General features: G+C 40.7%; 12 protein-coding genes. 8 read left to right on the top strand and 4 right to left on the bottom strand.

From position 1 onward, the window contains the following. Nucleotides 1–54: 54 nt before the first annotated feature. Entirely contained in the window at nucleotides 55–774 is a 720-nt protein-coding gene (locus ECA01S_RS12525; protein WP_067396131.1) for a DUF2087 domain-containing protein, read from the bottom strand. A 155-nt stretch (nucleotides 775–929) separates the two neighbouring features. Here ECA01S_RS12525 and ECA01S_RS12520 point away from each other — a divergent pair, with 155 nt between their 5' ends. Next, nucleotides 930–1,889 (top strand): glycosyltransferase family 2 protein, encoded by a 960-nt coding sequence (locus ECA01S_RS12520; protein ID WP_067396127.1) that lies wholly within the window; start codon nucleotides 930–932, stop codon nucleotides 1,887–1,889. Between the two features lie 148 nt (nucleotides 1,890–2,037). On the opposite strand, the gene ECA01S_RS12515 is transcribed toward ECA01S_RS12520, so the two are convergent. The 3 genes from ECA01S_RS12515 to ECA01S_RS12505 form a co-directional block, all read right to left on the bottom strand. Beyond that, on the bottom strand, nucleotides 2,038–2,988 hold the full coding sequence (locus ECA01S_RS12515) for a phosphoglycerate dehydrogenase (RefSeq protein WP_067396124.1): 951 nt from the start codon (nucleotides 2,986–2,988) through the stop codon (nucleotides 2,038–2,040). Between the two features lie 79 nt (nucleotides 2,989–3,067). Beyond that, the gene (ispG, locus tag ECA01S_RS12510) at nucleotides 3,068–4,159 is read right to left on the bottom strand and encodes a flavodoxin-dependent (E)-4-hydroxy-3-methylbut-2-enyl-diphosphate synthase (RefSeq protein ID WP_067396120.1); all 1,092 of its coding nucleotides are present in this window, start codon (nucleotides 4,157–4,159) and stop codon (nucleotides 3,068–3,070) included. Nucleotides 4,160–4,264: 105 nt separating this feature from the next. Next, nucleotides 4,265–5,077 carry a DUF1189 domain-containing protein gene (locus tag ECA01S_RS12505; RefSeq protein WP_067396117.1) on the bottom strand — a complete coding sequence of 271 codons (813 nt, stop codon included), beginning with the start codon at nucleotides 5,075–5,077 and terminating at the stop codon, nucleotides 4,265–4,267. A 120-nt stretch (nucleotides 5,078–5,197) separates the two neighbouring features. Between ECA01S_RS12505 and ECA01S_RS12500 the strand changes: the two genes are divergently transcribed. From ECA01S_RS12500 to ECA01S_RS12470, 7 genes are all read left to right on the top strand, one after another. Beyond that, nucleotides 5,198–6,091 carry a cation diffusion facilitator family transporter gene (locus tag ECA01S_RS12500; RefSeq protein WP_067396115.1) on the top strand — a complete coding sequence of 298 codons (894 nt, stop codon included), beginning with the start codon at nucleotides 5,198–5,200 and terminating at the stop codon, nucleotides 6,089–6,091. 89 nt (nucleotides 6,092–6,180) lie between these two features. Then, on the top strand, nucleotides 6,181–6,795 hold the full coding sequence (locus tag ECA01S_RS12495) for a superoxide dismutase (protein WP_067396113.1): 615 nt from the start codon (nucleotides 6,181–6,183) through the stop codon (nucleotides 6,793–6,795). 201 nt (nucleotides 6,796–6,996) lie between these two features. Beyond that, the gene (gene tagD, locus ECA01S_RS12490; protein ID WP_067396111.1) at nucleotides 6,997–7,413 is read left to right on the top strand and encodes a glycerol-3-phosphate cytidylyltransferase; all 417 of its coding nucleotides are present in this window, start codon (nucleotides 6,997–6,999) and stop codon (nucleotides 7,411–7,413) included. 102 nt (nucleotides 7,414–7,515) lie between these two features. Next, the gene (locus tag ECA01S_RS12485; RefSeq protein WP_067396107.1) at nucleotides 7,516–7,716 is read left to right on the top strand and encodes a cold-shock protein; all 201 of its coding nucleotides are present in this window, start codon (nucleotides 7,516–7,518) and stop codon (nucleotides 7,714–7,716) included. 119 nt (nucleotides 7,717–7,835) lie between these two features. Beyond that, on the top strand, nucleotides 7,836–9,506 hold the full coding sequence (locus tag ECA01S_RS12480; RefSeq protein WP_067396105.1) for a 6-pyruvoyl-tetrahydropterin synthase-related protein: 1,671 nt from the start codon (nucleotides 7,836–7,838) through the stop codon (nucleotides 9,504–9,506). A gap of 3 nt (nucleotides 9,507–9,509) precedes the next feature. Further along, nucleotides 9,510–11,168, top strand: a complete 1,659-nt coding sequence (locus tag ECA01S_RS12475; protein ID WP_067396102.1) for a 6-pyruvoyl-tetrahydropterin synthase-related protein — start codon at nucleotides 9,510–9,512, stop codon at nucleotides 11,166–11,168. A gap of 191 nt (nucleotides 11,169–11,359) precedes the next feature. After that, nucleotides 11,360–12,433, top strand: coding sequence for an ABC transporter ATP-binding protein (locus ECA01S_RS12470; RefSeq protein WP_067396099.1), 1,074 nt, complete (start codon nucleotides 11,360–11,362; stop codon nucleotides 12,431–12,433). Nucleotides 12,434–12,441: the final 8 nt, after the last annotated feature.

Here is a 12,441-nt window from a genome sequence, read left to right as displayed (position 1 = left end):
AGCACATAAAATGACCTCCAAACTTTAAAGCTTGGAGGTCATTTTTTACTGAAATTACGAACGCCAATAAGTTTGCCCGTCTTTGGTTCGTTTAAGAAAACCGTACTCAATCAAATAGCGTCTAACGGTGGCAAAGTCGGCAATCCGACGCTTTAAAATATCGTTGACTGCTTTTTCTGAGTAATTTTTTTGCGGATCAAAATCTTGACTAAACTCACTCAGAATAATGATTTTACGTTTTTCTTTGCTTGGAAATTGCTGAACAAAACCATCAGCATCCAAATAGGTTGCTAGTACGCGTTGTCTTTCTTCTGCTGTGATTTGATAACGGTCATCTAGCATCGTTGCCCCTTGATGAGGCGGTAGGCATGGAGTAGTCTCCAGTAACGTCATCAAGCTGGTGAAAACCCGCGCTTGCCGTTCCTTTTCTCTTAATTTGAACCGATAGTTGCGAATGGTGGAAGTGCTGACACCCAGTCGTTGGGCGATGGCAGGGTCCTTTAAGTTTTGACCGAAGAGCGTTAAGATTTCTTGCTGCATCTCGCTAAGTCCAGAAGCTGTACGTCCCAATGAGAGCAATCCTTGGAAGGCCCCGCCATGCACCGTTGTCACATGTTGCTGGATCGCGTGTTGCGCAGTTTGCTGCAGCGTCTCGTAAGGATAGATTAAGCCTTCTTTAAAAGTTTGAGAGCAGTAGAGACAGTGGTACTGTTCTTGGTCTTGGTACCAACCGCGGATATAATCGGTAACTTCATAAACATTTTCGCTACTCATTTGTTAATACACCAACTTTCTGCATTTTTGTTTATCTTTATATTAACATCAAAGCGAATCGTTTGCAAATGAATAAACAAAGTAGATTTTTGTTTGATAGTGCTGATAAGAAGGAGAATGTGCTATAATCGAGAAGATGATTGGAGGCGAAAGCTGTGAAAATTTCAGTAGTGGTTCCTTGTTATAACGAGGAGGAATCGTTGCCTTATTTTTACGAAGCGGTAGAAACCGTCCGTAAAGAAATGGCAGTTGAGTTTGAATATATTTTTGTAAATGATGGTTCGAAAGACCGAACTTTAGCAGTATTGCGTGACTTACAGCAGGCAAATCAAAATGTGCACTATCTGTCCTTTTCCCGTAATTTTGGAAAAGAGCCTGGGCTGTATGCCGGCTTGCAGCATGCTACGGGGGATTTTGTCACAGTGATGGATGCTGATTTACAGGACCCACCAGAGTTGCTGCCGCAAATGCTGCAGTTGATTCAAGAAAAGGATATTGATTGTGTAGGAACACGCCGAGTTGACCGAACCGGAGAACCGCCGATTCGTAGTTTCTTTGCCCGTATGTTTTACAAATTGGTCAATAAAATTGCCGATACGGAAATGGTAGATGGCGCCAGGGATTTTCGTTTAATGACCCGCCAAATGGTTGACGCAATTTTGGAATTGACGGAATACAATCGCTTCTCTAAGGGTATCTTTTCTTGGGTGGGTTTTGAGACGGAATACTTGCCCTATGAAAACCGCGAGCGCGTTGCCGGGGAGACTTCTTGGTCATTTTGGAGCTTGTTCAATTATTCCATTGATGGTATCGTCAACTTTTCCGATGCTCCTTTGAATATTGCCTCTTTTGTTGGCGGAATTTCTTGCTTATTTTCCGGTATTGCGTTGATTTTTATCGTGATTCGTACCTTAGTCTTCGGTGATCCGACAGATGGTTGGCCGTCACTGGTTTCAATTTTTCTCTTTATCGGCGGTTTACAACTACTGTGCTTAGGGATTATTGGCAAATACATTGGCAAAATCTTCTTGGAAACGAAAAAAAGACCCATCTATATCGTAAAGGAAATCGATGGGCACAAGGTTGATACGAAAATCAAACCACAAAATCGCTAACAGAATGTTTGGAAAACTAAGTAAAAAAGCACCCGCTAAGTTAGGCGAGTAATGTACCACTCTTCAAAGGCTAGAACAAAGGCCTTTGGTGGATACACGAACTACGTTAACTTAGCGGGTGTTTTCTGTCAAAAACAAGATATACAGTTTAGTAACCACGGTCTAGTTGGATCTGATTGCGTTTCAGCGTGCCATCTACTTGATACTGTGCAAGGTTGTCTCGGAAAATCGCAAAAATCTTATCACGAAAATGCTCTGTGACACCGGCATGATGCGGCGTAATCAGGACATTTTCCATGGTCCAAAGGGGATGATCAATTGGTAATGGTTCTTCTTCAAAAACATCTAAAGCCGCATAAGCCAATTCATGCTGGTTTAGGGCAGTGACTAAGTCAGCGGTATGCACAGAAGGACCACGGCCGACATTGATAAAAATTCCAGTTGGAGACATTGCTTCAAAGAAGACTTGATTATACAAATGATAGGTTTCATCTGTCAGGGGTAAAATATTGACGATGATATCCATATCTGCCACGAATTTCAATAGATTTTGGCTCGCGTAGGTTTCCTCAAACCCTGGTACAGAATGACCGGTGGTATTGACGCCATATGTGTGGACACCCAGCGCTTGGAAGGTTTTCCCAACTTGCTGGCCAATATGGCCGGTACCAATGACTAACATATTTTTTCCAGACAGTTGGACAAAGGGCAGACTCTGATTTTGCCATTCATGTTGGGCCTGCTGTAGGACCGCTTGTGGTAAGCCCCGGAAAATGGCTAAGGTAACTCCTAAAACGTGTTCAGTAATAGCAGTCGTATGGATGCCGCTCCCGTTACTCAAAAGAATCCCTTTTTCAGCTAAGGCAGCTTGATCGAAGGAATCCACACCAGCGGAAATGGCTTGAATCCATTTCAAGCGAGAATTTGTTAAGAGCCGCTCGCCTAATTCCTTTTGCCAGCCCAGGGTGATTTCGACATTGGCTTCCATTTCAGTGGTCAGTTCCGTAACGGGCACGATGCTGTAAGTAGGATACTGTTCGGCTAAATAAGTAACTTGTTCCGGTTTCAATGATTGAATCAAACAAATAATAGGTTTCATGTCCTCACTCCTCACCTGTATTGTAGCAAACCCCTTGAAAAATCAAAAAGGATTGAGCTTAGCCCAATCCCTTCATTATTTAAATCTCTTCGCCGCGGGCATAAGCTTCAGCTAGTAGATCAACTTCTTTTTTCAATTCCGCCACCATGATTTCCTCTGGCACGGTGCGAATAATTTTGCCTTTTTTAAAGAGCATACCTTTACCGGCACCACCAGCGATGCCGATATCCGCTTCACGCGCTTCACCAGGACCATTGACGGCGCAACCTAAAACAGCAACCTTGATAGGCGCTTTGATTTTCTCAATATACGCTTCAATCTCGTTGGCAATTGGAATCAAATCAATTTGGATTCGGCCACAAGTTGGACAAGAAATCAACGTTGCGGCATTACTAGCCAAGCCAAACGCCTTCAAGACTTCTTTAGCGACTTTAATTTCTTCCACTGGATCAGCGGATAAAGAGACCCGGCAGGTATTTCCAATACCTTTAGCCAGCAAGGCCCCTAGACCTGCAGCTGATTTGATGCCTCCAGAAAATTGTGTGCCGGCTTCAGTGATACCCAAGTGCAGCGGGTAATCGAAGGTTTCAGCTGCTAGCGTATAGGCCTCAATTGCCAGTTGAACATCACTGGCTTTAAGGGAGACGATAATATCATAAAAATCCAATTCCTCTAAAATACGGATATGTTCCACAGCGCTGGCCACCATGGCTTCGGCTGTTGGATAACCATACTGTTGCAAGAATTTCTTCTCTAAGGAACCTGCATTGACTCCAATACGAATCGGGATGCCTTTTTCTTTACAAGCCTTTACGACTTTTTCAACGCGGTCTTTACGGCCAATATTACCAGGATTGATCCGAATCTTATCAACACCAGCCTCAATGGCTAATAGCGCTAAGCGATAGTCGAAGTGGATATCCGCCACTAGGGGGATATCGATTTGTTTTTTGATGTCGCTTAGGGCATGAGCCGCGGCTTCGTCCGGTACCGCCACCCGCACGATTTGACAGCCAGCTTCCTCTAATCGTTTGATCTGGGCCACTGTTGCGGCGACATCGTCGGTTTTGGTCGTACACATACTTTGGATATATAATTCATTACTCCCGCCAATCGTCAAATTTCCGACTTTTACGGGGCGTGTATTTTGTCGTTGGGTCAAGACTCCCATTTCAACACTCCTCACTCAAAATAAAAAAGACACGTGTCTTATACGTGTCTAATCATATCATAAAAAATGAGGGAAAAAAGAAAGTTTTTTTAAAGGTGTCGCCAGCTACATTGGCGGCAGTTCCATCCGTGGTTCATCCCGAACTGCTCGGTAGAAGTAGAAGAGCGTCAGCAAAATCATAAATAGGCTGGCATCAAAGCTTGGTAACAGCACTTGTAAAATTACTGACAGAATCGCTGGCACAGTGGCCGCATAAACGACGATTTTCAGACAATCGAAGAAACGCAGGCGCAGTAACCGCAGCTTGGAATAGACAATGGCCCCAATGCTAATCAAAAGCAAATTGATGATTAAATTGATAAAGACCGGATATAGTGTTACTACAAAAATCAGCAAGTAACTCCAAAATGGGAGACTTGTTTGATTTAAGGCTTCACGAATTTTTTGACCACTTAGACCATCAAATTGGCCAGTGCTGTAAGCCAGTGAAAAATGACTATTGCCTAGAGCCACACTCAGTAAGCCATTGTCAGGTAGGGCAATATAAAATTCATTTTGAAGAAAGGCAACCGCCACTGCATTGCCAATGACATCATTTTGGATATCATGTTCCGTGCGCTGACCATCCGGATCAAAGGTAAAAATAATCGAATTGGTTTGGTAAATAAACCCTTCACCTGTATGAGCAGTCGTCAGCTTGCCATCATTGATTTCAAAATCAGGAATCTTAGTGGCAATCTCTTGGCTGTCCTGTTTGACATCGTTGAAAGAGCGAATGACTTGGACCACCACAGGGATGCTGAGGATCATGCTTAGAAAAACAACATATAAGACGACTTTCCAAAAGGCCATTTTTTTGCCTTCTGCTAAAGTTTGCGGTTTGCTGAAAGCCGCTGTAAATAATTGTAATGAGTTCATAGGTAACTCCTTTCGCTACCGTCAATTCTAAGCGAGTAGCTAGGGAAAAACAAGAGAGGCGGCACAATTATTTGTCGAAATCAAGAAGAGTCGCTAGAATGAGGGAAAGGAGTGATTCAAATGGCACATCATCACCAACCAACTTCAGGTAAGCGGATCTTTTGGGTCACGCTTTTAAATGCTGGAATTACCTTAACCGAAATCATCGGTGGCTTGTTATCCGGTAGTTTATCGCTTTTGTCCGATGCGATTCATAACCTTAGTGACACGGTTTCCATCGCGTTTTCCTACGTTGCCCAACGCATTGGTGCTAAGGGACGGACGCCGCAAAAAACATATGGCTATAAACGAGCAGAAATTTTAGCGGCCTTTGTCAATGCAGTCGTTTTAATTGGCTTGTCAATCTTCCTCTTAATTGAGGCGGTTGAACGCTTTTTCGTCCCCGAGACTATTGACGGTAATTTGATGCTGATTGTGGCTCTTATCGGACTGGTGGCCAATTTGGTATCCGTACTACTGTTACAGCAAGATGCACATAACAGCTTAAATATTCGTTCCAGCTATTTGCATTTATTAAGTGATACCTTGTCTTCCATAGGCGTAATTTTAGGCGCGCTACTGATTCGTTTCTTCCAAATCTATTGGATTGATCCCCTGATTACTTTACTGGTTTCCTTATATATTATGAAGGAAGCGTATGATGTAGTAAAAGAAACCGTGGGCATTTTGATGCAATCGGCACCAGAATTGGATTATGAAACGATTGCGGCACGAATCTGCCAACTACCAGGAATCGAAAATGTTCATCATCTCCATGCTTGGCAGATAGATGAAGCGACCATTATTTTTGACGCCCATATCCTAGTCAAGGATCAAGCAGTCTCCGATATTGAAAAGCTCTATGACACCATCGCGGCTATTTTAAAAGAATATGGGATTTCACACGTTACATTACAGCCAGAAGTTTACCGAGATCAACGGGAAGGCTTGTTCCATTTGACTGACGAAAGCTAAGTTTGTGAAATCAGTTGAGCAGATGATTGGTAGCAATATCGCTTTCATGATACTCTTAAAATGGAATTAAATTTAGGAGGAATGACAAAATGGCTTACACTTTACCAGATCTACCTTACGAATATGATGCGTTGGAACCTTTCATCGACGTCGAAACGATGCACCTGCATCATGACAAACACCATAACACTTATGTGACAAACTTAAATGCAGCAATCGAAAAATATCCTGAATTAGCTGATAAAACAGTTGAAGAATTGATCAGCGACATGGATAGCATTCCAGCTGACATTCAAACAGCAGTCCGTAACAATGGTGGCGGTCACGCCAACCATAGTTTCTTCTGGGAAATTTTAGCACCAAATGCTGGTGGCGAACCAACTGGCAAAATCAAAGACGCAATTGATAAAGCTTTTGGCAGCTATGATAACTTTAAAGAAGAATTCACCAAAGCAGCGACAACTCGTTTTGGTTCTGGCTGGGCATGGTTAGTAACAGATAAAGACGGGAATGTTTCCGTTGAATCTACACCAAACCAAGACTCTCCATTGATGGACGGTCGCACACCAGTTTTAGGCTTAGATGTTTGGGAACATGCGTATTACTTGAAATATAAAAACGTACGCCCAGACTATATCAAAGCTTTCTTTAACTTAATCAACTGGGATGCGGTTAATAAAGCATACGAAGCTGCAACTAAATAAAGAAGCACGTTGAAACCATCCTTACAAGCCTTTGGGTTTGTGGGGATGGTTTTTTTGCGGAGATAAATGGTGAAGTTAAATTATTGGATACGAGAGAGCATGGCCTTTTTTTGTTTTTTATAGGTCTCTATGGCATAATAAATTAGACAAATGGGGATTTCCTGTTATACTGACAGCAAATAGAAAAGAGAGGTTTTTTCGATGAAACGCGTGATTACTTATGGAACATTCGACTTACTTCATTATGGACATATCAATTTATTGCGTCGTGCCAAAGAACAAGGGGACTATTTAGTAGTTGCCTTATCAACAGATGAATTCAACTGGGATGAAAAGCAAAAAAAATGCTACTTCTCTTATGAAAAGCGGAAACAGCTTTTAGAAGCTGTTCGCTATGTGGACTTGGTGATTCCAGAAAAATCTTGGGATCAAAAAGTATCTGATGTTAAAGAGTACCATATTGATACTTTTGTCATGGGGGATGATTGGGCAGGTAAATTTGATTTCATCGAGGATGAAACAGATGCAGAGGTTATTTATCTGCCAAGAACGCCAGAAATCTCAACGACCCAAATCAAAAAAGATTTGAACATGAAGGAAAAGGAAGAAAAGCAATAAAAGCACTATGAAAGGGCTTGCTTGTGTAAAAAAGCTCTCGTATAATAGAACTAGGTCCAGTGATGAAATGGACCCCTATAAATTTTTTGGAGGCTTTTTAACATGGAACAAGGCACAGTAAAATGGTTCAACAATGAAAAAGGATTTGGCTTTATCACAGTGGATGGCGGCGACGATGTATTCGTACATTTCTCAGCAATCCAAGGCGACGGCTTCAAATCTCTTGAAGAAGGTCAACCTGTTCAATTTACCATTGTTGAAGGTGCACGCGGCCCACAAGCAGCTGAAGTAACTAAACTATAATTTTAAATTTTTTAAAATAAAATAGCGTTATTACAGCAAAGCTCGGAGAAATCCGAGCTTTTTTCCTTTTGCGCGGAACAGGAAAGTGTCGTATAGTAATAGGCAGTAAGGAGGATGTTATGAATCAATTAGCAAATAAGAAAAGTAAATTAAATATACGTAACATCGTTTTAATTGGTTTTCTCGTTTCCTTTCTTTATCTGTTACCTTATTTTCCCTGGAAATCATTGGCCTATACGACAGAACAAGATGCCAGGTTTCATCTAGCCCGCATTGAAGAATTATTTCAGCAAGTCAAAAATGGTCCAGCATACACGTATTTAAGTATGCATACCTTTGGCGAAATTGGCTATGGGGTCAATTATTTTTATCCTTTTCTCATGTTGTTTGTTGCAGTACCTTTTCGCTTTCTTTTTAGTAACCCATTTATATCTTGGTATATATTGATTTTTATTGTTTCTTTGGCAACATTTTTAATAGCGTATTACAGCATGTGGACATTTTCGAAGGATAAGATTCGTTCCCTGTTATTCAGTTTTATTTATGTGTTTTCAGGCTTTCGAACAGCTGATTTTTTTGGAAGAAGTGCTTTAGGGGAAGCCATCGCGTTTGCTTTTTTCCCGCTAGTCTTCTTAGGCGGCTATTATCTATTTTTTAATAACTATCGAAAATGGTATATTTTGACAATCGGTATGACCTTATTGGTTTATACTCATCTATTATCAGTGTTGATGTCATCAATGATTCTATTCTTATTCTTTTTAGCAGGAATGATTTTCAGTGGTAACCGAATTTCAAGAATAATGGCAGCTATAAAGGCAGTTATTGCTACCCTATGTCTATCATTAGGCTTTTTTATCCCTTTTATTGATCAGTATCTCTGGCTGCAACCGCAAGGCGCTAATCAGCCCATGTTAGCGGAAAAAGTAAACAGTTTGAAGATGATGCTGCTAAACTCAGCTACTGATAATATTGTTGCGACTTCATGGACCATGAATATTGGTCTAATAATGCTTATTCTGACTTTTATTAGTTTATTCTTCTTTTTGAGAGTCACTTTGAGTGGGAAAATTGCACTATTTTTAGGCTTGAGCTTTACGATTCTCTCAACAAGTTTAGTACCTTGGCACCTAGTTCAAGCGACCCCTATTGCTTTAATACAATTTCCGTGGCGGTTTCTGGCCTTTGCAATGTTCTTTTTAGCAATCTTTTGTAGTGAAAGTTTAAGTCTATTGCTGAGAAAATTTCGGAACCGAGAATACTGTTTGCTATTGTTAGCCATGTTTGTAGTTGGCATACATGCAGTAGGTGCTGTAAGAATGCGACAATACAATTTTGATAATACCCAAAGTCCAGAATACTATTCTCTTGACGGAGCTGAGTATAAGAAAATCATCTCTACGCGGAAAAACTACGATTATATGAAAAAAGTTTCTCATGAAAATAAGAAAAGTATTGCTGGACATCAAGTATTGCTGGATAATAAGAAATCAGATGCTACGCAAGTAATCAAGCATAATACGATTTCTTATCAGCTTGATTTACCTGAAAAAACAACGGTTGATTTACCTTTGATTGCCTACAAGCATGAAGTGATAAAGGTGAATGATGAGGAAGTAGATTGGCAGGTCTCAGACCGGGGGACACTCGCATTTGAAGCACCGGCTGGTAAGCAGAAAGTTCAGGTAACAGCGCCAATACCAGCTTTCTACAAAGGAGCCTGGCTAGCATCCGCTATTTCAGTTGGTGTGCTAGTGATTTTCATCAAACGTAAGAGAATGGGAGAGTAGTAAGTGAAAAACGAAAAAGTGTGGCGATGGGGATTGCCGTTTGTATTTTTAGTTGGATCTTTTCTATACATTTTGCCTTTTTTTCCGTGGCAGCAATTGGCATACACTGTTGGTCAGGATGGCCGCTTTCACCTGGAACGGATGGAGGAGCTTTTCTTGCAGATTCAGCAAGGTCCCTCTTTCTCCTATTTGAGTAATCATACCTTTGGCTTGATTGGCTATGGTGTAAATTTCTTTTATCCATTTTTATGGTTGTTTCTCTTTGTACCCGCGCGTTTTTTGGTAACGAATCCGCTGACTGCCTACTATTTATTTATTATGGTTGTAACGTTTATAACCTTTGCTATCAGTTATTACGCTTATCATGAATTTCGTAAACAGCGGCTGAATGCCTTGTTCTTTAGTTTTATCTATACGTTTTCTGGTTTTAGAGCGATGGATTTTTTTGGGCGTACAGCGATTGGTGAAGTGATTGCGATAACCTTCATTCCACTGGTCTTCTTAGGCTTTTATCAAATCATTTGTGGTGACAAACGTAAGTGGTGGCAGCTTTCCTTAGGCATGGCGGGGATTCTATATAGTCATGTTCTCTCTGTCTTTATGAGTACTTTATTACTAGTTATTCTGTATGTGATGACACTACCGGTGCAGCGACAAAAGGTGCAGACATTAGTGAATGGGCTGAAGAGTATTGGTTTGACGGTGTTGTTGTCAGCAGGATTTTTAGTGCCGTTTTTAGATCAGTATCTACAGGCAGATTTGTTAGGCGTCATGGAAACTAGTCTGGCAGGCCGATCTTATCCTTTACTTGAACAGTTGCGTTTTACCTTACAGAATATGTACATACCTGGTGGCGCACGTTTTAATATAGGCTTCATTCTATTTTTATTAGTGGTTGCGGCGTTACCGGGCGTTTTTCGCGCAACACGAACGGCACAGGTCAGTTATGCAGCAGGCATTTTATTGTTGATTTGTTCCTCTAATACGGTTCCATGGGAGCTGTTCCAAGAAACACCGCTCGCTTTGATTCAATTTCCGTGGCGACTTCTAGCTTTTGCGGTATTTTTCTTTGCTGTAGCTGTTAGTGAAATCGTACCAGCTTACTTTAAAAAACATAATTGGCAGATTGGTTTTCTTAGTGCAATTTTCGTCATTGGCCTGGGACTTCATTTTCAGGCCGCGCAAGAGCTATTTGCATATAATCAAACTTTGACCACTGATGGCCGTTATTATGACTTAAATAAAGATACCTATGAAGATATTCTATCTAAAAAACTCAACACGGATTACATGCCAGCAAAGGCAGAGCCGCATTTTCGGTCGATTTATAAGCATCATGTTCTAATGGACGGCATACGTGGCAGTGTGAAACGAGAATACGAAAATACTTATTATACGTATGATTTCAATCTAAAGAGCAGTACGGTGGTGGATTTTCCGGTCTTTGCTTACCGCCATATGTGGGTTTATGCAAATGGTAAAAAAGTAGCGTGGCAGCCTTCTTTTAGAGGAACAGTAGAAGTCAAACTGCCGCCAGGAAAGTACCTAGTAAAAGTGGGTAATCGCTTGCCATTACTATACAAGCTCTCATGGTTGGTTAGTTTTGGAACAATTATTGGCCTGTTTGGCTATGCTTGGCGGGGAAGAAACGTCAAAAAATAAAGATAAACCGAAAAAGTGTGAAAAATACGAAGGTATAATTCACGCTTTTTTTGTATTATTTCAAGCATTTTACAAATATGAAATTTGCTTTTTTCTCTTGCTTGAATATGATATATTTGATTGTGAGTGATTTTATGTGTTTTATAACACAATGTGTTTAAACCGCTATTCTAGAGAGATAGGATGAGAGCATGGAAACAACAGATGTAAAAGTCCGCGGTACCTTAGTAACGAAGGAATACGACTTATATAAGAAAAAATCGGATAAGGTAAAAGCCTTATTTAAATTTTACCGCAAAGATATCCCTTCTTTCTGGTCTTTAAAAGGTATCAGTTTTGAAGTGAAAGCCGGCGAGTCAATTGGGATCATTGGGATCAATGGTTCGGGTAAATCTACATTATCGAATGTGATTTCAGGGATTATCCCTGCTACCTCTGGCACAATGGAAGTAAATGGTGATACTTCTATCATTGCAATTGGTGCAGGCTTAAAAAATCAACTGACTGGACTGGAGAATATTCGTCTTAAAGGTTTGATGAGCGGTATGACGAACAAAGAAATCGATGAAAAGATGGACGATATCGTCGCTTTTGCCGATTTAGGTGATTTTATCAATCAACCAGTTAAGAGTTATTCTAGCGGGATGAAATCGCGCCTAGGATTTGCGATTGCAGTTCATAACAATCCTGACATTTTGATTATCGATGAGGCATTGTCAGTAGGGGATGAAACCTTCTATCAAAAATGTGTCGATAAGATCATGGAGTTCAAGGCAGAAGGGAAAACAATCTTCTTTGTCAGCCACTCTTTAGGACAAATTGAAATGCTCTGCGATAAAACGATGTGGATGCATTATGGCGAACTACGTCAATTTGGACCCACCGATGAAATTTTAGCTGAATATAAAAAATTTACTGGCTGGTTCAAAAAGCAAACCAAGGAATATCAAAAGAAATATCAAAATGATTGGAAAGAAAAACAAAAAGCATTTACATTAGATGCGCTTAGAGAAAGAACCGTCAAGGAATCGGAAGAAAGTGGGACTTCACTTGATTTGAACACACTTGATCAAGAATTGAAAAAATCCACTATTGGGGATCGCATGACCTGGCCAACTAGAATTTTGGCGATTGCATTGCTTATTATCATCCTTGCTTTGATGTTGGCGAATTTCCAAGGGCATTCTGCCATGTATGTCTTACATCACCCAATCGAATTTGTGGCAAAATCATTCTCGAAGATTTTCAAATTCTTTTTAAGATGAGTATTCAG

This window comes from Enterococcus canis NBRC 100695 (assembly GCF_001544375.1).
GTDB classification, from domain to species: Bacteria; Bacillota; Bacilli; order Lactobacillales; family Enterococcaceae; genus Enterococcus_H; species Enterococcus_H canis.
This window is presented reverse-complemented; position numbering and strand designations above follow the sequence as displayed.

Coding starts and splice junctions, on each gene's coding strand:
- ECA01S_RS12525 (WP_067396131.1), bottom strand. CDS start 774: ATGAGTAGCGAAAATGTTTATGAAGTTACCGATTATATCCGCGGTTGG.
- ispG (WP_067396120.1), bottom strand. CDS start 4,159: ATGGGAGTCTTGACCCAACGACAAAATACACGCCCCGTAAAAGTCGGA.
- ECA01S_RS12500 (WP_067396115.1), top strand. CDS start 5,198: ATGGCACATCATCACCAACCAACTTCAGGTAAGCGGATCTTTTGGGTC.
- ECA01S_RS12515 (WP_067396124.1), bottom strand. CDS start 2,988: ATGAAACCTATTATTTGTTTGATTCAATCATTGAAACCGGAACAAGTT.
- ECA01S_RS12480 (WP_067396105.1), top strand. CDS start 7,836: ATGAATCAATTAGCAAATAAGAAAAGTAAATTAAATATACGTAACATC.
- ECA01S_RS12495 (WP_067396113.1), top strand. CDS start 6,181: ATGGCTTACACTTTACCAGATCTACCTTACGAATATGATGCGTTGGAA.
- ECA01S_RS12505 (WP_067396117.1), bottom strand. CDS start 5,077: ATGAACTCATTACAATTATTTACAGCGGCTTTCAGCAAACCGCAAACT.
- ECA01S_RS12485 (WP_067396107.1), top strand. CDS start 7,516: ATGGAACAAGGCACAGTAAAATGGTTCAACAATGAAAAAGGATTTGGC.
- tagD (WP_067396111.1), top strand. CDS start 6,997: ATGAAACGCGTGATTACTTATGGAACATTCGACTTACTTCATTATGGA.
- ECA01S_RS12470 (WP_067396099.1), top strand. CDS start 11,360: ATGGAAACAACAGATGTAAAAGTCCGCGGTACCTTAGTAACGAAGGAA.